The sequence below is a fragment of the Halorubrum sp. CGM5_25_10-8B genome, from assembly GCF_005435095.1.
GTDB lineage: Archaea > Halobacteriota > Halobacteria > Halobacteriales > Haloferacaceae > Halorubrum > Halorubrum ezzemoulense.
The window spans coordinates 53,173-76,319 of sequence record NZ_SGTY01000008.1 but is presented as its reverse complement, the minus strand read 5'-3'; the positions used below and the strand labels follow the sequence as shown (position 1 = coordinate 76,319).

Genomic DNA, 23,147 nt, shown 5'->3' with positions numbered 1-23,147 from the left:
CGTTACGACCCGCAGCCCCCGGTCAGGCGGCGACGGAGAACAACAGCAGGTTGTGCGCCGCGGGGCCGAGCCCCATCGCGGCGACGAACCCGAGGAGGAGGTAGCCCTCTCCCGGAGTCTCCCGGACGTATGCGGCGAACAGCCAGACCACGGCGCTCGCGACCGCGAGCTTCACGAGGAGGAACAGCCACCCGTCGCCGATCACCGGAAGCGAGGGCAGTCCGCCGATCTCTAAGAGGATCCGCGACACCGGCGTGCGCTCGCCGAAGCCGAGCTGCGTCGTCCCGACCGCGGTCGAGACGCCGTCGAGCGCGTGCCCGAACACGGCGAGCGCGCCGACGCCGCCGGTGACCGCGACCTCCGGCCGGAAGCGGGTCAGCCCGAGCCAAGCGCCCCCGGCGATCGGAACGGTGAGCCCGAGCGCGACGGCCGACCAGCGCGCGCCGACGGGGGAGAGTCCGGCCCCGACCGCGGCCGCGACGACGGGGACGAGGAGGGCGGCGCCGGTGGTCGCGAGCGTGCCCCCGACCCGTTCGGGACGGGCGGCGTCGGCGGCGAGCCACGCCGCGCCCGCCAGCGACCCGACGGTGAGGTAGACGGTCGGCGAGCCCGCAAGCGGCGCGATCAGGGGCGGGAGCGCGTCGACGACGTAGAGGACGTGCGCGGCGGAGCCGAGCGCCATCCACGGCGCGAGCGCGAGCACCCGGCGACCGGTGACGGCGGGGCGGCGGCGGCGAAGCGCGGCGACGACCCCGCCGGTCGCGAGCAGGACGGCGAGGAGGTGCGGGAGGGGCGGCAGGGTCGTGCCGGCCGGGAGGAGGCCGCCGACCATCAGACGGACAGCACGGGCTGGCTCGCGTACAGGAGGACATATTCCGCCGCCTTCCCCAGCACCTCGCCGGGGTCGCCGGAGACCGGCTCGCGCGGGACCACGATGAAGTCCGACTCCAACTCCTCCGCGGTGTCGAGGACGACGCTTCCCGGGTGGACGGTCTTCACCGACGTGGAGAAGCCGTAGGCGATCGAGTTGCTGTGGGGGACCCCGGCTGTCTCCGCGCGGCGGGCGACGGAGTCGGTGAACGCCTCGGAGTCGTCGGCCACCTCGCTCTCGTCGACCACGCCGTGGTCGATGGCGCGGACGACCTCCTCGTCGAGGACGTACAGCGCGTGGACGCTCGCGTCGTACTCCGCCGCGAGTGCGATGGCGTAATCGACCGCCTCGTGAGACTCCTCGCTGCCGTCGACGGGCACGAGGACGAGGTCGATGTCGAGATCGGTCATACCCGGGTCGTCGGCGGGGGAGGTCAAAAAGCCCGCCCCAACGGCCTCGGCGGCCGCGAGCGAGCGAGCGAGAGTCACTCACCGCCGCGGAACGGCTCCAGCGACGGCGTCCAGTCGTACTCGCGGTAGCGGATCTCGGGCGTCGCGTCCGCGTCGATCACCCCGTACCGCCGGAGCCGCTCTCGGATCCCGCTCCTCCCGCCGAAGTCCCCGCGGTACCACAGCATGAGCCGCGGGACGCGGGCGGTGCCGTCCGCGACGACCGTCTCGCCTCGCAGGTACGTCTCGGCGGCGTGGTCGAGCGCCTCGTCGACGGTCGCCGGGTCGTAGGCGAAGACGGCCGGACAGGCGGTGGCGCCGCAGTTGACCGCGAAGTGGATCCGCGGGTCGAGATCGGCGACGCGGTGCCGGCGGACGAACGCCGAGGGGAACGGGTCCGGCAGGTATCCCAGCCCGTACTTCCACTTCGAGCGGCGTAAGATTCCGTGTTCGATCTCGTCGAGGCTCAGGTCGGCGCCGGCGACGGAGACGACGGACGCGGCGAAGAAGCGGCGCCGGTTCGACAGCCGCGTCGGGTCGTCGAGGAGGGCGTCCCCGGTGGCGGCGTTGTAGACGTTGATCCAGAACGCCAGCTGCTCCGCGGCGTCGAGGGCGTCCAGCGCGGCCGGCGGCAGCGCGTCGAGCCGTCGTCGGGCCGCGTCGACGTCGCCGTCCGTTCGGACGGCCCGGAGGAACTCCCGCGCGGCGTCGACCGGAGCGGGCTCCGCGGCCGCGCCGCTCGCAGCTTCGACGGGCGAGCCGGCGGTCCCGCTCCGTTCGGTCATACTACGTAAACGAGTGTCATTGACCTATATTTGTCCCGGTTCCGCGCGCGGCGCGCCACACCGACTCCCCGTTTATGCGGCGGGAGCGCGTAGCGAGCGCCATGAGCGACACTCGGACGTCCGCCGAGGCGGTCCCCGGCTTCGAGTTGCCGAACGCGGGAGCGGGTCCCGACCGATTTTCACTGTCGGCCGCGGCCGCGGACCCCGACACCGACGCGATCGTCCTCCTGTTCCAGCGCGACTACCACTGCGGGAACTGCCGGAAGCAGGTCCGAGCGATCGCGGACCGGTACGACGAGTTCGAGGCACTGAACGCGACGGTCGTCTCCGTGCTCCCCGAGCCGGTGGGCCGAGCGCGGTCGTGGCAGGACTCGTACGACCTCCCGTTCCCGCTGCTCGCCGACCCCGAGACCGACGTGAGCGACGCGTACGACCAGCCCGTGCGGTTCGGGGTCCTCGGCTCGCTCCACGACCTCGTCGGGCGGATGCCGGTGGCGATGATTCTCGACGCTCGCGGCGGCGAACCGGTCGTCGCGTACGCGTACGAGGGTCGGATGCCCGCCGACCGCCCCGAGATCGACGACCTGCTGGCCGAGGTCCGCGGGCTGGGCGACGACTGACCGATGGACCGGCGCGTCCCGGCCGCCCTCTGGCGGCTCTCGCAGCCGTCGCAGGTCGCGCTGATCGGCTTAGTGTACGCGCTCGGCGTCGCGATGGCGTACGGCCGGGGGTACGGCGAGACGGGGGGCGCAGCGCGGCTCGGACTCGGGCTCGCGGCGCTGATACCGGTCGCCGCGAGCGTCCACTACGCTAACGAATACGCCGACGTCGAAACGGACGCGCTCACCGACCGCACCCCGTTCTCGGGCGGGAGCGGCGCGCTGGTCGAGACCGACCTCCCGCGGAGGATCGCGCTGCGCGGTGCGGTCGCCGCCGGCGGGCTCGGCGTGACCCTGACCGGCCTCGGGGTCGCGAGCGAGGCGACCGGGCTCGCCGAGGCGGCGCTCCTGCCGCCGACAGCGGCCGCCCTCCTCGCGGGAATCCTCGTCGTCGGCTGGCAGTACTCCGTCGGTCCGCTCCGGCTCGCGTGGAACGGGCTGGGCGCGCCGGCGAACGCGCTCCTCGGCGGCGTCGCGCTCCCGCTGTACGGGTTCGCGGTCGTCGCCGGCGAGGTCACCGCCGCCGCCGCGCTCGCGACGCTTCCGTTCGGCGCCACGGTGTTCGTGAACCTCCTGGAGACGACGTGGCCCGACCGCCGGGCGGACGCCGCGGTCGGGAAGCGGACGCTCGCGACGCGCTGGTCGCCCCGGCGGCTCCGGGCCGCGTACGCGCTCGGGGGCGCGACGGCGGCCGTCGCGACCGTCGCCCTCGTCGGGCGAGCGCTCCCGCCGGTCGTGGCCGCGGCGACGCTGCTCCCGCTCGTCGGGCTCGTCCCCGGCTACCGACGGTTCACGCGGCGCGAGGAGCCGCTGCCCGCGGTGGCGACGATGGTCGCGATGGCGGCGACGACGACGGTCGCGTGGGGGTTCGTCGCGCTCTGGGTCCGGCCGGGCGGGTAGGGGGCTCGGGGTCGGAGCGGACGCGTGGCGGAGTCAGGGGAATCGGTCGCGCCGTTCTCAGTATCTTGAGAGCTCTCGCTGGCCGGCCTCGCAACGCTCGGCCGGCGGGACGTTGGTCGCGACGATCTCGTCGACGGCGCCGCGGCTCTCGGCGTCGCTGTTAATCGCGCGGGTTGCGTCCTCGCGGTCGACGCGGAACCCCGCGTCGACGTAGGCGTCGTACATCACGCCGCTGTTCGAGAGCACGACCCACACGCCGGCGTCGTCGAGGTCGGCGGCCACGTCGAGCAGGCGCCGCTGGTCCTCGCGGTCGAACCCGGACGCGCTGTACTCGTTGAAATTCGCGGTCGCGCTCATCGGCTCGTAGGGGGGATCGAAGTAGACGAGGTCGCCCGGCTCGGCGGCGTCGAGGACGTACGCGAAGTCGCCCTGCCGGACCTCGACGTCGGCGAGCAGGTCGCTCGCGCGCCGGATCCGGTCGCGCTGGACCCAGTCGGGGTCGGCGTACCGACCGATCGGGACGTTGAACCCGCCGTCGGCGTTCTCGCGGTAGAGGCCGTTGTAACAGGTCCGGTTAAGGTACAAGAGCAGGGCGGCCTCCGCCAGCGGGTCGAACTCGCCCTCGTACGGCCGGCGGTTGAACCGCGCGCGCTGCTGGTAGTAGTACGAGTCCACGTCCCGGCCGCGCGCCGTCTCCTCGGCGTACGGGAGGGTCGGGTCGGGGTCGCTCTCGGGGTCGTCGAACGACGCGAGCCGGGCGATCAGCTCCTCGGGGCGGTCGCGAACCTGCTCGTAGAAGTTCACCAGCCGCGGGTTCGCGTCGTTGACCGTCGCGCGGGCGGGCTCTAAGTCGAAGAAGACAGCCCCGCCGCCGACGAACGGCTCGTGGTACCGGCCGAACTGGGCCGGGAAGCGGGCGTACAGCTGGTCGAGCAGCTGGCGCTTCCCGCCGGCCCACTTCAGGATCGGCTCGGCCATCGCTGTCGGGTGTCGCCCGCGCCCGGGGATAAACGTCTCGGGCCGCGTCCGCGGCAGTCGCTCTCGGGCCGCCACGCGCGCTCGACCGTCCCGCCGGAGCCGCCGACAGAGCGGTCAGCCGTCGGAGCGATCGGTCGGCGGAGCGGTCAGTCGTCGGAGGGCTCGCCGTCCGGCATCGGGAGGTCGTCGACGTGAGCCGCGGCCTCCTCGAAGTTCGGGCCGGGTTCGATGGTCCCGGCCTCGCGGTCCCACTCGATGTAGCCGGCCGCCTCCAGCGCCGGGAGGTGCGTCTCGCGGAGTTCGGCGGCGATCTCTTCGGCCCGCCCGCGCACACGGAGGTCCGCGACGGTCTCGACGGCCTCGTCTGCGAGACCGGCGACCACGCGCCTGCGCTCCGGCGCCGCGACGACGACCGTCGGATCGGTGGTGGGTGTGTCGAGTGTCATCGTGTCTGTCCGTATCTACGGAAGTCGGTGGAGCGGAATAAAAGCACCGCCGACCCGTCGCACCACCGGAATCGCCGCCGGGGAGACGAGCCGCCCGCCGCCGAGACCGCGACCGCCGTCCGTCTCTGTCGAGGCCCCGGCGATCGGAGTCGTCGACGCGGACGACGGGACTCCTCACAGAAATATGAGAAGTGTACCAACGAGTAGCATGGTACGACTTACACCGCATTAACGACCGTTTCAGTTGATTTACGGATATGTGACATGGTACCGTTTCTCAAAACCTATTTGGAAAGTGAAAGTTTTTAGTCGCCCGAGCGTGTACAGTGAGATATGTATCAAGGCTACATCACGCCGGCCGAGGAACACCGACCGATCGGCTCGGGCTCGCCGCCGGGCAGCCGCTCGCCGCTGGGGACGCTCGCGTTCCTCGCGCTCGTCGTCGCACCGTTCGTCGCGTTTTCCTACCCCGTCGCGACCGTCGCGGTCCTGACCGGCACCGTCGCGCTCGCCGTCCTCTCGCGGTCCGTCCTGCGGACCCTGCGCCGGCGCAGCGGTCGGGTCCAGACGTTCACGCTCCCCGGGCTGGGGACCGTCGAGTACCGCATCACGACGAACTGACGCCGCGCTCGGCGCGCCGTCGAACCGCTTCACAAACCGACCACTTCTCCGGTGACAGCGCCTCGGACCGGCCGACGCCGTCTCCGCCCTCTCAGATCCGATACGCGACGCGCTCGCCGACGTCGAGCCCGTTCGCGATTGCGGCGTGGAGCCGTCCCTCGCCCGCGACCCAGTCGCCGAGCAGGTACAGCCCCGCGTCGCGGGCCGAGTCGACGGGGCCGCCGTCAACGCCCGCCTCGGGGAGCGCATAGCGCCACCCCTGGTGGTCCGTCCACGCGGGGTCGGCCAGCCGGTCGTCGCCGATGATGTCGGCGGCGTGGTCGGCGAGCGCGGCGACGTTCCCCGCGGGGTCGTCTTCGTAGTGCTCGGTCGACCACGCGCCGTTCGCCTGGACGACGAGCAGCGTCTCGCCGTCCGGGACGTGGCCGGCCTTACACTCCTCGCGCGAGATCCACCCGACCGCGTGCTCCTTGTCGGTGTTCACGAGCGCGTAGTAGGGCACGTCGAGTTCGAACGGGTAGCGCAACACCGCGGTCCAGACGCTGCCGTACTCGACCCCGCCGACAGCGTCGACCAGCGTCTCGCGGAGCGGGTCGTCCCACTCGGCCGTCCGGAGCAGCTCCGCGGTCTGGGGGGCCGGCGGGTTCATGAGGAGGCGGTCGAACGGCCCGTGCGTCTCGCCGTCCGCGTCGTCGAGTTCCCACGCGTCCTCGGCGCTCGTCCGTCGAACCGTCTCGACCCGGGTGCGCCGGTGGACCGTGGCGTCCGTGCGGCCGAACAGCCGCTTCGCGATCTGTGTAAGCCCCCGCCGGTAGCTCCACTTGTGCTCGTCGGCGTCGCGGCCCGGGGACACCGCCCCGTCGACGTCGAAGGTGTACACCGGCTCCGTCACCTCGACGAGCCCCTCGTCGTCGAGCGTCTCGGAGATCAGCTCGACGACGCGGTCGTCGTCGCTCTTCAGGTAGTTCGCCCCGTAGTCGTACGTGAGGTCGTCGTGGCGGCGGGTCGCCGCGCGCCCACAGAGGCCGCCCGACTTCTCCAGCACGGTCACGTCCGCCTCCGGCACGGTCCGGTCGATGACGAACGCCGCCGCGGCCGCCCCCGCGCCCGCGCCGACGATGCCTACGTCTGTCACACCGATCGTTGGGGCCGGGCCCACTTAACCGGTCGCGTGCGGCGCCTCCGATGGCGCGAGACGGGCTCAGCCGTCGTCCGGTCCGACGACCATGACCGGGACGTCGGCGCCGCGCCGGACGCGGGCCGGGACCGGGTCGGGACGGAGGAGCCGGTCGAGCCCGGTCCGGCGCGCGGAGCCGACAACCACGAGGTCGGCGTCGTGCGCGGCGGCGAAGTCGACCGCCTCCCGGTGGGTGGTCCCGTAGCGGAACCACTTCTCGACGTCGACGCCGACCGCGGCGCCCGCGTCCTCGGCGGCCTCGACGAGCTCCTCGCCGGTCCGCTCGCGGCGCTCGACGACCACGTCCCACGCCTCTGCCGTGTCGACGACGTACAGCGCGTCGACGACCGCTCCGTGCGTCGCCGCGAGGTCGACGGCCGTCGACACCGCCGCCCGTCCGGCCGGATCGTCGGTCGCGACGACCAGCACGCGCTCGAAGCGTCCCGTCGCTGCGGCGTCGGCGTCCGGAGACACGGCCGCGGTCTCGCCCGTCGCGTCGGTGGCGTCAATATCGGTGGACATGAATTGCGAAAAAAGTCGGATAGCTACCGACCTGTTGTTCGGATTTCGGTAAGCTCTGGCCGTTCTTAACATTTTTCGACAGGATAAACGATTATCATAATTTATTAGTCGGGCGGCCGCGGACCGACCCCAACGACGCGTTTTAGTCGGCGAGCGCGGTGGGTGGAAACGAGACGGCCGCAGCGGGTCGGCGGGGAGTCGACGGGGAGTCGGCAGCGCGCCGCGGTCCGACGAGGGACGGAGACCACATGACACAGACCGACAGCACGCGGACGACGGACGACGATGGCTGAGGACGAGTCGGCGGAGGCGGCCGCCGAGGAGGGGGCGGCGGGCGGCGTCGACTACGCCGCGCGCGCGACCGACATTCTCGGGTTCTCGCGATGGTGGCAGATCGCCGCTGCGGCCGGGATGATGGCGGCGGTGAGCCCGTACCAGTACGTCTGGTCGTCGATCGAGCAGCCGCTCGCGAACAGCCTCGACATCGCGCTGCCGGCGCTGGGCGCGGTGTTCTCGTTTTACGTGGTGTTCCAGTCGCTCTCGCAGTTCCCCGCGGGCAAGTGGCGAGACAGCCGCGGCCCGGGGACGCTCACGTTCCTCGCGGCGATCCTCGCCGGCGGCGGGTACATCGGACTGGCGTACGCGACGAGCCTCTGGCAGCTGTACCTCCTGTACTCGCTCGGCGCGGTCGGCGTCGGCATCGTGTACACCGTCGCGGTCAACACCGCGGTCAAGTGGTTCCCCGACCGCACGGGGCTGACGACCGGCGTCGGGACGATGGCGTTCGCGGCCGGAAGCGCCCTCGTCGTCCCGTACGTCCGGGCGAACGCGACCGTGGCGGGGTACGGCGACGTGCTCCGCAACATCGGGATCGGAATCTTACTCGTGACGCTCGTCGGGTCGTTCCTCCTCCGTGACCCGCCGAAAGACTGGCTGGACCGGACGGACGACGCCGACGGCGGGGACGGCGACGAGGGGCTCGCGGCGTCGATCCGCGGCCGCGACTACTCGACGCGCGAGATGCTCTCGACGTGGCAGTTCTGGCTGCTGTACGCGATGTTCATCGCGATGGCGAGCGCGGACCTCCTCGTGATCGCCAACGTGGTCCGGTTCGCGGAGAACTTCGGGCTCGCGGCGCTGATCGCGACGCTCTCCGCGACGCTCCTCCCCATCGCCGCCGGGGTGTCGCGGCTGATCCTCGGCGAGGCGACCGACCGGTTCAGCCGCAAGCGCGTGATGGCGGGCTCGTTCCTCCTCGCCGGGCTGTTCCGGGTCGGGCTGGTGGCCGCCGGCGAGGCCGGTAACGGCGCGGTCTTCGTCGCGTTCGTCCTCGGCGCGATGTTCTTCTCCTCGCCGCTGTACGTCTACTTCCCGTCCCTGCTGGCCGACTACTACGGCTCGGCCAACTCCTCCGGCAACTACGCGGTCCTGTACACCGCGAAGGTCGGCGGCGGCGTCTTCTCCGGCACCGTCGCCGGCTACCTCGTCGCGACGCTCGGCTGGACGCCGACGTTCGCCCTCGGCGGCGCGCTCGCGGTCGCCGCGGGACTGGCGGTGTTCGTCCTCCGGCCGCCGAGCGGCTCGGGGCTGGAAGCGGCCGAGTCGGCGGCGGCGGACTGACCGGAGCCGCCGTCGGTCCCGGCTCCTGTTCCGGGCCGGCTACGCTCCCGTCCGCGCCGCGCGACGGACCCCGAGCGACCAGAGCCCGACCGCGACACCCCCGGCCGCGAGCGCCGCGTTGACGCCGGCCGGTTCGAGGCCGAAGGGCGTGAACGCGGGCGCCACGGCGGCGTGGAGCAGGAACCCGACGCCGAACGCGGCGGCGGTTCGACGCGGCCCCCACGCCGGCGAATCGGGCCGTCGCTCCGTCGCGGCGGAGACGCGGTCGCCGGAGGCGACGACGAGGTGGCCGACGGCGAACACGACCCCGAGGGCGACCGAGCCGGCGAGGTCGACGGGGACGCTCGTCGTGAAGGCGCGGTACCAGTAGACGTGCGCGAGGCGTGCGGCCGCGCCGAGCGCCAGCGCGAGTCCGATGTCGACGACGGCGGCCGCGGCGCGGCGGGGGGTCACGGGAGCGTTCCGACCGCGGCGTAGAAGGGGTCCTGACCCGGGCGCTCCGCGATCCGGTCCGTCACGTCGAAGCCGCCGGCGTCGAGGTACCGCTCGACGAGGTCGGCGCGCTCGTCCATCGAGGCGGCCCGCCACGCGCGGACGGCCTTCGTCGGGAACATCCGGTTCGAGAAGCTGACGACTATCGTTCCGCCGGGCGCGAGGACCCGGGCGAACTCCTCGAACACGGGGCCGGGGTACTGGAGGTACTGGACCGACAGCGCACAGCAGACGGCGTCGAACGCGTCGTCGGCGAACGGGAGCGACTGATCTTGGTTGAAGTTGCGCACGACGAACTCGTCGAGCCGGTCGTTCTCGGCCAGCTCGGCCTCGTTGAGCCCGTGACCGACCACGCGCTGGTAGTCGGTGTCGGGCAGGTGCGAGACCCAACTGCTCATCGCGTCGAGGACGCGGTCGCCGGGATCGGTCACGGACGCGTACAGCGCGGTCAGCCGGTCGAGGAACGCGTCGTCGGCGTGGGTGACGAACCGCGGGTCGGCGTAGAACGTCCCGTCGGGGCGGTCGTCCCGCTTGCGCCGGTCGCGGTCCGAGAGGACGGTCGTCACGATATCGGATCGAGGGGCGCGGGGAGTAAGAGGGCGTCGCCCCCACCGGACGGCTTTTGCTCGACGGGACTTTACCAGTTGGTAATGGATTCCGCCGCCGCGGCCGACCGCGACCTCTTCCCCGCGCCTCGCTCCGAGGTCTTTCGAGATCAGGGCAAGTTCCGCACGCGATTCAACTTCCCCGGGCGGAACCTCCCGGACCACGACGACCACGGGTACGGCCCGCTCTCGACGGTCGTCGAGTCGTTCATGGACCCCGGCACGCTGATCCGGATGCACCAGCACCGCGACGAGGAGATCGTCTCGTGGGTGCCCGCGGGGGTGATGCGCCACGACGACCGCGAGGGGAACGAACTCGTCACCGACGCGGAGCACCTCCTCGTGATGAACGCCGGATCGGGCTTCTGGCACGCCGAGGAGACACTCGCGGACGACCCGCCGCTCCGGATGCTCCAGATATTCGTTCGCCCGCACGACCTCGGTCTGGAGCCCGGGATCCAGCACGGCCCGCTCCCGGACCCCGAACCGGACGAGTGGCGTCGCGTGTTCGCGCCCGCGGGGTCGGACCACCCGTTCACCGTGCGCAACGCGGTCGACTGCTACGACGTTCGGCTCGACGCCGGCGCGGGCGCGACGCTCCCCGACGTCGAGGGGCGGGACGCCTACGTGTACGTCTTCGAGGGGTCGGCCGAGGTCGGCGACGCCGCGCTCTCGGAGACGGAGAGCGCCCTGTGGACCGGCGAGGGCGCCCCGCCGACCGTGACTGCGGGCGACGAGGGCGCGACCGTCGTGGCGTTCCTCGTCGACCCCGACGCGCCGGTGACGCGGCAGGGGACGATCGGGCGGTAGCGACGGCGGCAGGGAAACGGGTTTCACCGGGGGGCGCGACGCCTCCGTATGACCCAGTCGCGGACCGTCGAGCTGGAGGGACACCTCATCGACAGCGGGACGATGCAGCGCTGCTTCGGCGCGGTGATGGACCTTGGCGGCTCGTTCGACGTCGAGCGGTTCGACGTCGGGAAACACGAGACCGAGGAGTCGTACTGCCGGCTGGCCGTCTCGGCCGACGACCCCGAGACGCTGCGCGCGATCCTCCACGAGCTCCACCAGAACGGCGCGGTCTTGGAGGACCCGTCCGACGTGGAGCTCGTCCCCGCGCCCGCGGACAAGGTGGTGCCGCCGAACTTCTACTCGACGACGAACCACCCGACCGAGGTGCTGTACGACGGCGAGTGGATCGACGTGGAGGGGATCGAGATGGACTGCGCGCTGGTGGTGGAACCCGAGCCGGCAGCGGACGCCGGCGAGGGAGACCGAGCGGACGCATCGGACGCGGGCAACGACGGGGCGGCGCGCGCCCGCACCAAGACGCTCAGCGCGGTCGAGGCGGGCGACCTCGTCGCGACCGACCAGTCCGGGATCCGGGTGAACCCGCCGGAGCGCCCCCGGAGCGGCGGCGGCGCGTTCGGCTTCATGCAGGGCGGCGTCTCCGCGGAGCGCCCCTCCGAGTCGACGATCCGTGAGGTCGCCGCGGAGCTCCGCGCCGTCGAGGCGGACGGCGGGACCGTGATGGTGGTCGCCGGCCCCGCGGTGATCCACTCCGGCGCGGGCGACGCGCTCGCCGACCTCGTCGCCGCGGACTACGTCGACGCGCTCTCCGCGGGCAACGGCTTCGCCACCCACGACCTGGAGCGCTCGATCTACGGCACCTCGCTCGGGATGGACGTTGAGACGCTCGAACACCCGCGGAAGGGACACAAACACCACATCTGGACCATCTCGGAGATCATCCGCGCCGGCGGGATCGAGGCAGCCGTCGAGGACGGGGTCGTCACGGAGGGGGTGATGTACGAGTGCGTCGAGAACGGCGTCGACACCGTCCTCGCGGGGTCGATCCGCGACGACGGCCCCCTGCCGGACACGATCACGGACGCGGTCGAGGCGCAGGACGCGATCCGCGAGCAGGCCCGCGACGCCGACATCGTGCTCATGCTCGCCACGCTGCTCCACTCCGTCGCGGTCGGCAACTGCCTCCCGTCGACGACGAAGACCGTCTGCGTCGACATCAACCCCGCCACGGTCACCCAGCTGCTCGACCGCGGCTCGGCGCAGGCGGTCGGCATGGTCACCGACATCGGCACGTTCGTCCCGACGCTCGCGGAGTACGTGCTGGAGGGCGATGAGGGTGGAGGCGCGGAGACCGGGGGCGACGAGTCGGCGGGCGACGGGAGCGGAGGTTCCGCGGAGGGCGACGCGTGACACCCGAAATCCGGCCCTACGACCGCGAGCGCGACGCCGACGGGCTCTACGCGGCGAAGGTGGCCTTCGAGCGCGGCCTCGGCGAGAGCACCGGCGGCGACGGGAAGGCGGCCGCCTACGCGGAGAAGCTCACCGACACGTACCGCGAGCGGTGGCTCGACTGGGTCGACCGCTGCGTCGCCGACGACCTCCGGTGCGTGACCGTCGCGGTCGACGGGAGCGCCGACGGGCCCGGTGACGAAGCGGCGGCCGACGGCGCCGTCGTCGGCTACGTCTTCGTCCTCCCAGAACGGCTGGCGATGATATGGGACGCGGCGGTGCTGAACGAGCTCTACGTCGCGCCCGAGCACCGCGGGACCGGCGTCGCCGACGACCTGCTGGGCGCCGCGCTCGACCTCGCGGCCGACCAGGAGCTCCCGCTCGACCGACTGGTCCTCGACGTGGACCCGGCGAACGACCGCGCGAGGGGGTTCTACGACCGCCACGGCTTCGAGCCGTGGGGCGAGATGGTCGCGCGGCCGCTGGACGACTCCTGAGGCGGTCGGGACCGGCCGAAGGCGGCCCGGGTCGAGTCCGGCTCCCGAAGCTACAAGCGCGTCCGCCCGCTCTCGTCGGGCGTGATACAGATCGGCATCGTCGGCTGCGGCGTCATCGGGAACCGCCTCGCGGGCGTCATAGCGGACCACGACCGGTTCGAGCTGGCGGCCGCCTGCGACCTCGACGCCGACCGCGCCGCGTCGCTCGCGGCCGACCACGGGACCGACCGCACCGCGACGACGACGGACCACGAGGCGCTCGTCGAGACGGACGGCCTCGACGCCGTCTACGTCGGCGTCCCGCCGCTCGCGCACCGGGAGGTTGTCGCCGACGCGCTCGCGGCCGGCAAACACGTGATCTGCGAGAAGCCCATCGCGGCGGACGCGGAGACGGGCCGCGAGCTCGTCGCGCTCGCCGAGGAGACCGACCGCGTCACGGCCGTGAACCTCCCGTTCCGCTACACCCCCGGCTTCGTCCGGCTCCGGGAGGCGGTCGAAGCGGGCGAGGTCGGCGACCCGCGTCGGGTCGAACTCCGGTTCCGGTTCCCCGAGTGGCCCCGCGAGTGGCAGGACGTGGCGTGGCTGGAGTCGCGCGAGCAGGGCGGCCCGCTCCGGGAGGTGGGGACGCACTTCCTGTTCGGCGTCCGTGAGCTGTTCGGCCCGGTCGAGACCGTCTCGGCGGACGTGGGGTACTCCGGACCCGACACCTATGAGGACGACGCGGTCGCGACGTTCCGGGCCGGCGGGGTCCGCGGGACGCTCGACCTGCTGTGCGACCACGAGGGCGAGGAAGAGAACAGCGTCACCGTCGTCGGCGACGAGGCGTCGCTGTCGCTGACGGAGTGGTACCGGCTCGTTCGCGACCGCGGCCGCGAGACCGAGGCGACGCTCGTCGACGAGCGCGGCGACAGCGTGCGCGCGCTACTGACTGAGTTCGCGAGCGCGCTCGACGGCGACGACGGCGACCTCGTCTCGTTCGCGGAGGCGACCCGCGTTCAGGAAGTGCTCGACGCGATCCACGCCTCCGAGGGCGACTCGGTCCGGCCGGGAGCGAACGCCGGCGGACGGTAAGGTCGGCTCCGACCGGTGGCGGGTGCCGGCGGACGATGGAATCCGCCGTCGCCGCCCGCGGCGCGACGCGGAGTCGCCGCCGGCAGAGCCGCAGACCGGGAACGCCCGACAGGAATTATGTGTCCGTCGGACGCATCTCCGCGTATGAGCTACCTCGTTGCGACCGACGGATCGACGGAGGGGGACGAGGCGGTCCGGTACGCGGCGCGACAGGCGGTCGCGTTCTACGAGACGCTGGAGATCGCCCACGTATTAACGCCGGACTCGGAACTGGTCGACGGCACGATCATCCTCCCGGGCGAGGACGCGGCCGTCGAGGCCGGGCAGGGGGTCTTAGACAGCGCCCGCGCCATCGCCGAGGAGGCGGTCGACGAGCCGATCACCGTGGAGACCCAACTGCTCACGGGCCGGCCGGCCGACGCGATCACCGAGTACGCGGCCGAAGAGACGGTCGACGCGATCTACGTCGGTCACCGCGGGCTCTCCGAGGAGCGCGAGCAGGTCGTGGGCAGCGTCGCCAAGAGCGTCGTCGACAAGGCGGACGTGCCAGTGACGGTGATCCGGTAGGTGTCAGCCGGAATAAACGAGCGAGCGCGCTCGAGGCGGTCGAAATCCGGCGTTTCGGCCGGCTGCCGGTCGTCACAGGCGCCGGAAAGAACCGCCATTATCGGACGTTCAAAGCGGGCTTAGGCCCTACTACGGGTGATGTCCGAAGACGTACTCGTCACGGCGGACTGGGTCGAAGAGCGCCTCGACACCTTTCAGGACGACGACGCCGACCACCGGCTCGTCGAGATCAACAACCCGACCGTCACCGACGAGTCGGAGTACACGCCCTACGAGGAGGGCCACATACCCGGCGCGTTGAACTTCGAGTGGGACGCGGTCTTCACCGACGAGACGGAGCGCGATATCGTCTCGAAGGCGGATTTCGCGGCGCGAAACGGTGAAGGCGGCATCGACGCCGACACCACCGTCGTCGTGTACGGCGGCGGCCGCGTGCCGAACTGGTTCGCGCTGTTCGGCTACTGGATCTACAAGTACTACGGTCACGACGACATCCGCGTGGTCGACGGCGGGAAGGGGTACTGGGTCGAGAACGACTACCCGCTCTCCACGGAGGAGCCCGACTTCACGCCCCGCGATTACGAGGCCCGCGGTCCCTTCGAGAGCGTCCGCGCGTACAAGGACGACATCGACAAGGCGATCGAGGAGGGGATCCCGATGGTCGACGTCCGCTCGCCCGAGGAGTTCTCCGGCGAGGTCATCGCCCCCGAGGGGCTCAACGAGACCGCCCAGCGCGGCGGTCACATCCCCGGTGCGAGCAGCGTCCCGATCGGCACGACGCTGAACGAGGACGGGACGTTCAAGAGCGCGGACGAGCTCCGCGAGCTGTACAGCGACGCCGGCGTCGACGGCGACGAGTCGACGATCACCTACTGCCGCGTCGGCGAGCGCTCGTCGATCGAGTGGTTCCTCCTCCACGAGCTGCTCGGCTACGACGACGTGCGGAACTACGACGGCTCGTGGACCGAGTGGGGGAACCTCGTCGGCGCGCCAATCGAGACGGGCGAGTAACGCGCGCCAAACTGCCTACCGCGTCGCGGACTTCCACTCCCGTAACCCGAGGCGACCGCCGTTCAGGTCCCCGGCCGGCGCCTCGGTGGCGGCCCAGACGAACAGCGGCGCGACGCTCTCGGGGTCGCGGGCGCGCTCTTTCCCCGTGAGGTCGGTCGCGACGAGCCCGGGGTCGACGACGCCGACCGTCGCGTCGAGGTCGGCGGCGAACCCGCGCGCGACCCCCTCGGCGGCCGCCTTCGACACCGCGTACGCGCCCATCCCGGGCTTCGACTCGGCGGCGACCGCGCCCGACGGGACGAGGACGCGCGCGTCGTCGGCCAGGTGCGGGACGGCCTCGCGGATCGTCGCGAACACGCCGCGCGCGTTCGTGCGCATCGTGTCGTCGTAGTCGGCGTACGTGACCTCGGTCGTCGGCCGCTCGCCCGGCGCGCCGTGGAACACGCCGGCGTTCGCGAACACGACGTCGACCGGGCCGGCCTCGCGAGCGACGCGCTCGAAGAAGCGTTCGAGGTCGAACTCGTCGCGCACGTCGACGCGGTCGCCCCACGCGGTCCCGCCGTCGTCCGCCGGCGAGCCGTCCCCGGCGTCCGCGTCGCCCTCGGCGTCGCCGTCCGGGTCGTCGCCCGCGCCGTTCAGTGCCGCGACGGTCCGATCGACGGCCGCGCCGTCGCGTCCGGAGACGGCGACGAACGCCCCCTCGTCGACGAACGCCTCGGCGACGGCCCGCCCGATCCCACTCGTTGCTCCGGTGATCGCGACCGTCAGATCCATGTGAACGGGAGTACGCGCGTCGGCGACTTAGTGGTATCCACTCCGGCCGCCCCCGCCGCTCCGCGCGCTCCCGTCGCCGTGGCGGACCGCTGCGATGCCGTCGCGAGCCCCGCCGACCGAACGTGTCAGGGACCTTCCCGCGACGCGTCTGACCGGATTTATACCGGAGCCGTCCCTAGGATCGCGTATGGACGTGGTCCCGGACATCGACGGCGTTGCCGGCGAGTCTGTCGTCGTTATCGGCGGCGGATTCGGCGGACTCTCGACGGCCTGTTACCTCGCGGACGCCGGCGCGGACGTCACGCTGTTGGAAAAGAACGAACAGCTCGGCGGCCGCGCCAGCCGGCTCGAAGTCGACGGCTTCCAGTTCGACATGGGGCCGTCGTGGTACCTGATGCCCGACGTCTTCGAGCGCTTCTTCGGGCACTTCGGGCGGTCGCCGGACGAGTTCTACGAGCTGGAGCGGCTCGACCCACACTACCGCGTGTTCTGGAAGGACGGAGATCAGGTCGACGTGCTGCCGGACCGCGATGCGAACCGGGAGATCTTCGAGTCGTACGAGCCGGGCGCGGGCGAGGCGTTCGACGCGTACCTCGAGGAGTCCAAGCGGACCTACGAGATCGGGATGGAACACTTCGTGTACGAGGACCGCCCGCGGCTGCGCGACTACGTGGACACGGACGTGATGCGCTACTCGTGGGGGCTCTCGCTGCTCGGTAAGATGCAGGGGCACGTCGAGGACTACTTCGACCACCCGAAGCTCCAGCAGCTGATGCAGTACACGCTCGTGTTCCTCGGCGGCTCGCCGACGAACACGCCGGCGCTGTACAACCTGATGAGCCACGTCGACTACAACATGGGCGTCTACTACCCCGACGGCGGGATCGGCGCGGTCGTCGACGGCATCGTCGAACTCGCCGAAGACCTCGGCGTCGACTTCGTCACCGACGCCGAGGTGACGGGGATCGAGGGGCGGTACGGCGCGTTCGCGGTCGACACCGAGAACGGCGAGCGCTACCTCGCCGACCGCGTCGTCTCCGACGCCGACTACGCGCACACCGAACAGGAACTGCTGCCCGAGCGCAAGCGGCAGTACACCGAGGAGTACTGGGAGTCGCGGACGTACGCGCCCTCCGCGTTCCTACTGTACCTCGGTGTCGAGGGCGACGTGCCGAACCTCGAACACCACACGCTCGTCCTCCCGACCGACTGGGACGAACACTTCGAACAGATATTCGACGATCCCGAGTGGCCCGACGACCCCGCCTACTACCTCTGCGTCCCCTCGAAGACCGACGACACGGTGGCGCCGGAGGGCCACAGCAACCTCTTCGCGCTCGTCCCGATCGCGCCCGGGATCCGTGACACCCCCGAGATCCGCAACCGGTACCGCGACCTCGTGATCGACGACATCGCGGAGAACACCGGGACCGACCTCCGCGGCCGGGTCGTCGTCGAGGAGACGTTCTCGGTCGACGACTTCGCGGACCGGTACAACAGCTACGCGGGCAGCGCGCTGGGGCTGGCGCACACGCTCACGCAGACCTCGCTGCTCCGGCCCGGGCATACCTCGGACGCGGTCGACGGGCTGTACTTCACCGGATCGACGACGACGCCCGGTATCGGCGTCCCGATGTGTCTCATCAGCGGGGGGCTGACCGCGGAAGCGATGGCCGGCGACGACGTGTGATCTCCGCCGTGAGCGACCAGAATCGACCGGCGACCGACGGCGAGCGAGCCACCGCCGAGGGCGGGGACCGGCCCGCGAGAAGCGGCGGCGAGGGGCTCCGGTACCTGCTGGTGCTGTCGCGGCCGCGGTTCTGGCTCTACCTCGCCGGGCCGGTCGCCGTCGGCGTCACCTACGGGATCGGCGACGTGAGCGGGCTGTTCACGCCCGTCACGGTCGCGCTCGCGGCGTACTTCCTCGTGCCGGCCAACGTCTTCCTCTACGGCGTCAACGACGTGTTCGACGCCGACATCGACGAGCTGAATCCGAAGAAGGAGGGCCGCGAGGCGCGCTGGCGAGGGAGCCGGTTCGTCTCGGTCGCCGTCGTCGCGTCCGGCGCGCTGGGGCTCGCGACGCTCGCGATCACCCCGCGGGTCGCGTGGCCGTACCTGCTCGGCTTCCTCGCCCTGGCGGTCGGCTACAGCGCGCCGCCGGCCCGGTTCAAGACGACGCCGTTCCTCGACTCGCTGTCGAACGGGTTGTACGTCCTCCCCGGCGCGGCGGCGTACGCGACGGTTGCGGGCGCGCACCCGCCGCTCGCGGCGCTCGCGGGCGCGTGGCTCTGGACGATGGGGATGCACACGTTCTCCGCGATCCCGGACATCGAGCCGGACCGCGCGGCGGGGATCGACACGACCGCGACCGTCCTCGGCGAGGCGCGCACGTACGCCTACTGCTTCGGGGTGTGGACCGCCGCGGCCGCCGCGTTCTGGCTCGTCGACCCGCGGCTGGGCGCCCTGCTCGGCGTGTATCCGCTGTTCGTCGCGTGGGTCGCGCGCTCGTCGGTCTCGGTCGACCGCGCGTACTGGTGGTTCCCGGCGCTGAACACCGTCGTCGGCACGCTGCTGTCGATGGGCGGCCTCTGGCGGGTGTACCCGCTCTGGGAGGCGCTACCGTGAGCGACGGCGACCGGGCGGGATCGGCCGGGACGACCGCCGCCGCGACGACCGGCTCTCGGCTCGACGCGCTCCGCGAGCGCGCGCCGGACACGCGCAACGAGGCCGAGGCGCTGCTGGACCGGCTCGTCCGTGAGAACCGCTTCACCATCGCGGTCGTCTTCCCGCTCGTCGGGGCGATCGCGCTCGTCGGCAGCGCCGAGGGGTGGGTGCCCGAGCCGTTCGCGTTCCACCCGTGGTTCGTGCTGTTCGGCGTGATCGTGATGCGCTCGCCGCTGGTCGTCGGCGTGCTGCCGACGATCGACCGCCGCGCGCTCGGCTGGATCGGCGTCCTAATGGCGTACACGTACCTCATCGAGTCGGTCGGCGTCGCCACCGGGTGGCCGTACGGGGAGTTCGCGTACACGGTCGACCTCGGACCGATGCTCGGCGGGGTCCCGGTCGCGCTTCCCGTCTTCTTCATCCCGCTCGTGATGAACGCCTACCTGCTGTGTCTGCTGCTGCTCGGTCCGCGTGCCGACAGCGTGTGGGTCCGGCTGGCGACGGTGATCCCGGTCGTCGTCGCGATGGACGTCGTGTTGGACCCCGGCGCAGTGTCGCTCGGCTTCTGGAACTTCGGCGGCGGACCGTTCTACGGCGTGCCCCTCTCGAACTACGCCGGGTGGGTGCTGTCGGCGATCGTCGCCGTCGTCACGCTCGACCGCGCCTTCGCGGCGGTCGGGATCCGCGACCGGCTGCGCGACTGCGAGTTCATGCTCGACGACATGGTGAGCTTCGTGATCCTCTGGGGCGGGATCAACGTCTGGTTCGGGAACCTCCTGCCCGCAGCGGTCGCGGCCGCGTTCGGCGTCGGCCTCGTCCGTGCCGACCGGTTCGACACGCGACTGTTCACGGAGTGGCGGCGATAGCGAGCGCCCGGGGCGAGCGCGGCGGCCGTGCGACGCCGCCCCACTCGGTGGCTCTTATATACCGGGGACTCGTTTGCTCGACCGTGACCGACGGCGGCAATCGCGGCGGGCGACCGAACCGGGAGGACCGACGGCGATGAGCGACCTCGCCATCGACTACGGCGACCACGAGCGCGTGTGCGAAGTCGTCGACCGGCTGATGTACTGCGCCGAACACGTCAGCGTCTCCTTCGACGGGTGGGAGGAACCGCACGTGAAGGGGCCGGGACTGTACTTCGCCGTCATCGGCGACAGCGACTACGGGGCGTACGCCGACCCGATGGGGGACAACCGCTGGCCCCGCGACACCGCCCCATCCGTCTTCGACGGAGGCGCGCTCGCGACGGCGGCGGAGTCGGTGAGCGTCGCGCAGGACGGCGGCGTCGTCGTCGCGGTCGACGGCGAGATCGAGGCCCAGATGGTCCGCTTCCGCGACCTGGGCACCCGCGACGAGGAGACCGATCTCGTCGACGACGTGAGCTACGAGCCGTGGATGGGGTCGCGGCACATGAGCGCCATCGAGACCTCGGTCCGCCCGGAGGTCGTGGCGACGGTGACGCTGAGCGAGGAGACCGGCCGCGTCAGCGTCTTCCGCGACGGCGAGGCGAACAGCATGCGGCGCGAGGAGATCGGCGGCCGCTGGCGCGGCGAGTAGCGCGCTTCGCGCCCGGCGGTTAGCACGGGCGCGGCGCTCCCAGGGTCCGGCCCCGAGGCCCCACGGTTAAGCCTCGGCCGGGCGAACGACGACGCATGTACGACGAGATACTGGTTCCGACCGACGGGAGCGAGGCGGTCGACCGCGCGCTCGAACACGCGGTCCGGCTCGCGACGGACCACGACGCGACGCTCCACGCGCTGTACGTCGTCGACCGGCGGATCGCGGCCGCCAACTCGGGCGACCTCCACGACGAGGTCGTCGAGGACCTCGAATCGCAGGGCGAGGCCGCCGTCGCGGCGGTCGCCGACGCGGCCGCCGAGGCCGGGCTGGACGCCGAGACGCACGTCGCGCACGGGACGCCCGACACGGAGATCGTCGGGTACGCCGACGAGGCCGGCATCGACGTGATCGTGATGAGCCCGGAGGGGAAGTCGCCGCGCGAGCGGATTCGGTCGCTCGGGAGCGTCTCAGACCGCGTCGCCGACGACGCGTCGGTTCCGGTGTTCCTCATCAAGTGACCCGCCCCTCGGAGCGAGTCCGATCGGACCGGAGCCGACCACGGCCGACCGCCGCGCGGCCGAGCCAATTAGGTGGGTGGGGCCGCGACCCGTCGGCATGGAACTCACCGTGCTCGGGTCCGGCAGCGCGATGCCGGTCCCGGACCGCGCGCAGGCCGGCTACCTCCTCGACGACGGCGACCGATCGCTGCTCGTCGACTGCGGCAGCGGCGTCCTCCAGCGGCTCGCGGGGACCGACACGGGCTACGAAGGCGTCTCGACGGTCCTCCTGACCCACCACCACCTCGACCACGTCGCGGCGCTGTTGCCGCTCCTGAAGGCCCGCTGGCTCGCCGGCGAGGAACACCTCGAAGTCGTCGGGCCCGCGGGCACGAAGTCGCTCGTCGACGGCCTGCTCGGCGTTCACGACTACCTCGACGGCCGGATCGACCTCGCCGTCCGCGAGGTGTCGAGCGCGCGCCCGTTCGCCGCCGGCGGGTTCGACGTGACGGCCCGGGAGACGCGCCACTCGATGGACGGGTTCGCCTACCGCTTCTCGCCGCCGAGTTCGGACGCCGCGGCCGCTGACGGCCCGCTCGCGCTCTCCGGAGACACCGAGGCGTTCGCGGGCATGGCGCGGTTCGCGGACGGCGCCGACTGCCTCGTCCACGACTGCTCGTTCCCAGATGACGTCGACGTGTCGAATCACCCGACGCCGATGAGCCTCGGCGAGTCGCTGGCGGACGTCGAGGTCGGGACGCTCCTGCTCTCGCACCTCTACCCGCACACCGGCGGCCGCGAGCGCGAGATGACGGAAAGCGTCCGCGAGGCGGGGTTCGACGGCGAGGTACGGGCCGCGGCCGACGGACTGCGCGTGTCGCTGTGACCGCTGCGCGGACTCGGACCGCAACCGTCGGTCGGCCGCTCACCGGTCTCGACGTTGCCGTCGGTCGGCCGCTCACCGGTCTCGACGTAACCGTCGGTCGGCCGCACGTCGGCTTGGACGTAACCGGCAAACGTTACCTATCCGCACGAACGACCCGGATATTTAAGCGCGCGTGGTCGTTCCTGTCTTCCATGGCCGGCCCACTCGCGGACGACTTCGGACGGGAGGTGACGGGGGTGCGGATCTCGCTTACCGACCGGTGTAACTTCGACTGCGTCTACTGTCACAACGAGGGGTTAGGCGATACGCGCGGGCCGATGGAGCCGAGCGACGCGGAGATGAGCGCCGACGACGTGGTCCGGTTCCTCGAGGTCGTCGAGGGATACGGCGTCGACGCTGTGAAGTTCACCGGCGGCGAGCCGATGCTCCGGCAGGACCTGGAGGAGATCATCGAGCGCACGCCAGATTCGATGGAGGTGTCGATGACGACGAACGGCACGTTCCTCCCCGGGCGCGCCGCGGACCTGAAGGCCGCCGGCCTCGACCGCGTCAACGTCTCGCAGGACGCGCTCGACCCGGACGACTTCGCCGAGGTGACGAAGTCCGGCGCCTACGAGCAGGTCCTCGAAGGCGTGAAGGCGGCGGTCGAGGCCGGGCTCGACCCCGTGAAGCTCAACATGGTCGTGTTCACGCACACCGCGGGCTACGTCGAGGAGATGGTCGAGCACGTCGCCGACAACGAGGGGCTCCAGCTCCAGCTCATCCAGTACATGCCGGAGCTAACCGGCAAGCCGGAGTGGAACGTCGACATCGGGCGCGTCCACGACTGGCTTGCCGAGAAGGCGGACCGCGTCGAACACCGCGAGATGCACGACCGGAAGCGCTACTTCGTCGGCGAGGCGAGCGACGACGAGACGGGCGGCATGGTCGAGATCGTCGACCCCGTCGAGAACGAGGACTTTTGCGCCAACTGCGGCCGCGTCCGCGTCACCCACGAGGGGTACCTGAAGGGGTGTCTCAACCGCAACGACGACCTCCGGTCGATGGGCGAGATGACCCGCGAGGAGATCGCGGAGACGTTCGAGGAGGTGGTGGCCAATCGGGTTCCTTACTACGGCGAGTACCTCGTCGAGGGCGACGACGGCGAGTACGAACTCAACGAGAAGTACCTCGGGACGCCGCCAGCGGCGGACTGAGGCACGGGCCGATGGGCGCGGAGCGCGCCGCGATCGC

At 71.6% G+C, this 23,147-nt stretch carries 27 protein-coding genes; 17 read left to right on the top strand and 10 right to left on the bottom strand.

The window, feature by feature from the left end; genetic code table 11:
- Positions 1-22: 22 nt before the first annotated feature.
- The 3 genes from EXE51_RS09145 to EXE51_RS09135 all read right to left on the bottom strand — a co-directional run bounded on the left by EXE51_RS09145 (position 23) and on the right by EXE51_RS09135 (position 2,105).
- Positions 23-832 carry a DUF63 family protein gene (locus tag EXE51_RS09145; protein ID WP_137692547.1) on the bottom strand — a complete coding sequence of 270 codons (810 nt, stop codon included), beginning with the start codon at positions 830-832 and terminating at the stop codon, positions 23-25.
- The gene (locus tag EXE51_RS09140; protein ID WP_049930984.1) at positions 832-1,281 is read right to left on the bottom strand and encodes a universal stress protein; all 450 of its coding nucleotides are present in this window, start codon (positions 1,279-1,281) and stop codon (positions 832-834) included. Before EXE51_RS09140 ends, EXE51_RS09145 begins: the two co-directional genes overlap by 1 nt.
- 74 nt (positions 1,282-1,355) lie before the next feature.
- Complete coding sequence (locus tag EXE51_RS09135; protein ID WP_094583255.1) at positions 1,356-2,105, bottom strand: DUF547 domain-containing protein; 750 nt, start codon at positions 2,103-2,105, stop codon at positions 1,356-1,358.
- A 101-nt stretch (positions 2,106-2,206) separates the two neighbouring features.
- Between EXE51_RS09135 and EXE51_RS09130 the strand changes: the two genes are divergently transcribed.
- Both EXE51_RS09130 and EXE51_RS09125 read left to right on the top strand, forming a co-directional pair.
- Positions 2,207-2,725 (top strand): peroxiredoxin, encoded by a 519-nt coding sequence (locus tag EXE51_RS09130; protein WP_137692546.1) that lies wholly within the window; start codon positions 2,207-2,209, stop codon positions 2,723-2,725.
- A gap of 3 nt (positions 2,726-2,728) precedes the next feature.
- Positions 2,729-3,664 (top strand): prenyltransferase, encoded by a 936-nt coding sequence (locus EXE51_RS09125; RefSeq protein ID WP_137692545.1) that lies wholly within the window; start codon positions 2,729-2,731, stop codon positions 3,662-3,664.
- Between the two features lie 57 nt (positions 3,665-3,721).
- Here the strand turns inward: EXE51_RS09125 and EXE51_RS09120 are convergent, their stop codons facing one another.
- Both EXE51_RS09120 and EXE51_RS09115 read right to left on the bottom strand, forming a co-directional pair.
- A complete protein-coding gene (locus tag EXE51_RS09120; protein ID WP_049930977.1) occupies positions 3,722-4,642 on the bottom strand; it encodes a Dam family site-specific DNA-(adenine-N6)-methyltransferase in 921 nt (306 codons plus the stop codon).
- Between the two features lie 146 nt (positions 4,643-4,788).
- Positions 4,789-5,088, bottom strand: coding sequence for a hypothetical protein (locus tag EXE51_RS09115; protein ID WP_049930975.1), 300 nt, complete (start codon positions 5,086-5,088; stop codon positions 4,789-4,791).
- A 333-nt stretch (positions 5,089-5,421) separates the two neighbouring features.
- Between EXE51_RS09115 and EXE51_RS09110 the strand changes: the two genes are divergently transcribed.
- Positions 5,422-5,709, top strand: coding sequence for a hypothetical protein (locus EXE51_RS09110; protein WP_049930974.1), 288 nt, complete (start codon positions 5,422-5,424; stop codon positions 5,707-5,709).
- A gap of 91 nt (positions 5,710-5,800) precedes the next feature.
- Here EXE51_RS09110 and EXE51_RS09105 read toward each other — a convergent pair whose 3' ends face one another.
- Both EXE51_RS09105 and EXE51_RS09100 read right to left on the bottom strand, forming a co-directional pair.
- A complete protein-coding gene (locus EXE51_RS09105) occupies positions 5,801-6,844 on the bottom strand; it encodes an NAD(P)/FAD-dependent oxidoreductase (RefSeq protein ID WP_137692544.1) in 1,044 nt (347 codons plus the stop codon).
- A 66-nt stretch (positions 6,845-6,910) separates the two neighbouring features.
- The gene (locus tag EXE51_RS09100) at positions 6,911-7,408 is read right to left on the bottom strand and encodes a universal stress protein (protein ID WP_086217012.1); all 498 of its coding nucleotides are present in this window, start codon (positions 7,406-7,408) and stop codon (positions 6,911-6,913) included.
- Between the two features lie 285 nt (positions 7,409-7,693).
- Between EXE51_RS09100 and EXE51_RS09095 the strand changes: the two genes are divergently transcribed.
- A complete protein-coding gene (locus EXE51_RS09095; protein WP_137692543.1) occupies positions 7,694-9,028 on the top strand; it encodes an OFA family MFS transporter in 1,335 nt (444 codons plus the stop codon).
- Between the two features lie 39 nt (positions 9,029-9,067).
- On the opposite strand, the gene EXE51_RS09090 is transcribed toward EXE51_RS09095, so the two are convergent.
- On the bottom strand, positions 9,068-9,481 hold the full coding sequence (locus EXE51_RS09090; RefSeq protein ID WP_137692542.1) for a hypothetical protein: 414 nt from the start codon (positions 9,479-9,481) through the stop codon (positions 9,068-9,070).
- A complete protein-coding gene (locus EXE51_RS09085; RefSeq protein WP_094495225.1) occupies positions 9,478-10,086 on the bottom strand; it encodes a class I SAM-dependent methyltransferase in 609 nt (202 codons plus the stop codon). Before EXE51_RS09085 ends, EXE51_RS09090 begins: the two co-directional genes overlap by 4 nt.
- Positions 10,087-10,170: 84 nt before the next feature.
- Between EXE51_RS09085 and EXE51_RS09080 the strand changes: the two genes are divergently transcribed.
- The 6 genes from EXE51_RS09080 (at position 10,171) to EXE51_RS09055 (ending at position 15,530) form a co-directional block, all read left to right on the top strand.
- The gene (locus tag EXE51_RS09080) at positions 10,171-10,935 is read left to right on the top strand and encodes a pirin family protein (RefSeq protein ID WP_089308564.1); all 765 of its coding nucleotides are present in this window, start codon (positions 10,171-10,173) and stop codon (positions 10,933-10,935) included.
- A 48-nt stretch (positions 10,936-10,983) separates the two neighbouring features.
- Positions 10,984-12,345, top strand: a complete 1,362-nt coding sequence (locus tag EXE51_RS09075; RefSeq protein WP_137692541.1) for a TIGR00300 family protein — start codon at positions 10,984-10,986, stop codon at positions 12,343-12,345.
- Positions 12,342-12,881, top strand: coding sequence for a GNAT family N-acetyltransferase (locus EXE51_RS09070; RefSeq protein ID WP_094520727.1), 540 nt, complete (start codon positions 12,342-12,344; stop codon positions 12,879-12,881). Before EXE51_RS09075 ends, EXE51_RS09070 begins: the two co-directional genes overlap by 4 nt.
- 81 nt (positions 12,882-12,962) lie before the next feature.
- Positions 12,963-13,952, top strand: a complete 990-nt coding sequence (locus tag EXE51_RS09065) for a Gfo/Idh/MocA family protein (RefSeq protein WP_094520726.1) — start codon at positions 12,963-12,965, stop codon at positions 13,950-13,952.
- Between the two features lie 144 nt (positions 13,953-14,096).
- Positions 14,097-14,519: a universal stress protein gene (locus EXE51_RS09060; RefSeq protein WP_049930953.1), complete on the top strand. Its 423-nt coding sequence runs from the start codon at positions 14,097-14,099 to the stop codon at positions 14,517-14,519.
- A gap of 138 nt (positions 14,520-14,657) precedes the next feature.
- Entirely contained in the window at positions 14,658-15,530 is an 873-nt protein-coding gene (locus tag EXE51_RS09055; RefSeq protein WP_049930951.1) for a sulfurtransferase, read from the top strand.
- Positions 15,531-15,545: 15 nt separating this feature from the next.
- Here the strand turns inward: EXE51_RS09055 and EXE51_RS09050 are convergent, their stop codons facing one another.
- Positions 15,546-16,304 (bottom strand): SDR family oxidoreductase, encoded by a 759-nt coding sequence (locus EXE51_RS09050; protein ID WP_049930949.1) that lies wholly within the window; start codon positions 16,302-16,304, stop codon positions 15,546-15,548.
- Positions 16,305-16,491: 187 nt separating this feature from the next.
- On the opposite strand from EXE51_RS09050, the gene EXE51_RS09045 reads away from it, so the two are divergent.
- The 7 genes from EXE51_RS09045 to moaA all read left to right on the top strand — a co-directional run bounded on the left by EXE51_RS09045 (position 16,492) and on the right by moaA (position 23,110).
- A complete protein-coding gene (locus tag EXE51_RS09045) occupies positions 16,492-17,994 on the top strand; it encodes an NAD(P)/FAD-dependent oxidoreductase (RefSeq protein WP_086216931.1) in 1,503 nt (500 codons plus the stop codon).
- A complete protein-coding gene (locus EXE51_RS09040; RefSeq protein ID WP_049930946.1) occupies positions 17,991-18,929 on the top strand; it encodes a prenyltransferase in 939 nt (312 codons plus the stop codon). The genes EXE51_RS09045 and EXE51_RS09040 overlap by 4 nt, the downstream gene beginning before the upstream one ends.
- Positions 18,926-19,834 carry a bisanhydrobacterioruberin hydratase gene (gene cruF / locus EXE51_RS09035; protein WP_049930944.1) on the top strand — a complete coding sequence of 303 codons (909 nt, stop codon included), beginning with the start codon at positions 18,926-18,928 and terminating at the stop codon, positions 19,832-19,834. The genes EXE51_RS09040 and cruF overlap by 4 nt, the downstream gene beginning before the upstream one ends.
- A 136-nt stretch (positions 19,835-19,970) precedes the next feature.
- On the top strand, positions 19,971-20,528 hold the full coding sequence (locus EXE51_RS09030) for a diadenylate cyclase (RefSeq protein WP_049931055.1): 558 nt from the start codon (positions 19,971-19,973) through the stop codon (positions 20,526-20,528).
- Positions 20,529-20,623: 95 nt separating this feature from the next.
- Positions 20,624-21,049 carry a universal stress protein gene (locus EXE51_RS09025; protein ID WP_049930942.1) on the top strand — a complete coding sequence of 142 codons (426 nt, stop codon included), beginning with the start codon at positions 20,624-20,626 and terminating at the stop codon, positions 21,047-21,049.
- Positions 21,050-21,146: 97 nt separating this feature from the next.
- Positions 21,147-21,914 (top strand): MBL fold metallo-hydrolase, encoded by a 768-nt coding sequence (locus tag EXE51_RS09020; protein ID WP_094495218.1) that lies wholly within the window; start codon positions 21,147-21,149, stop codon positions 21,912-21,914.
- Between the two features lie 191 nt (positions 21,915-22,105).
- Positions 22,106-23,110: a GTP 3',8-cyclase MoaA gene (gene moaA / locus EXE51_RS09015; protein ID WP_089308570.1), complete on the top strand. Its 1,005-nt coding sequence runs from the start codon at positions 22,106-22,108 to the stop codon at positions 23,108-23,110.
- Positions 23,111-23,147: the final 37 nt, after the last annotated feature.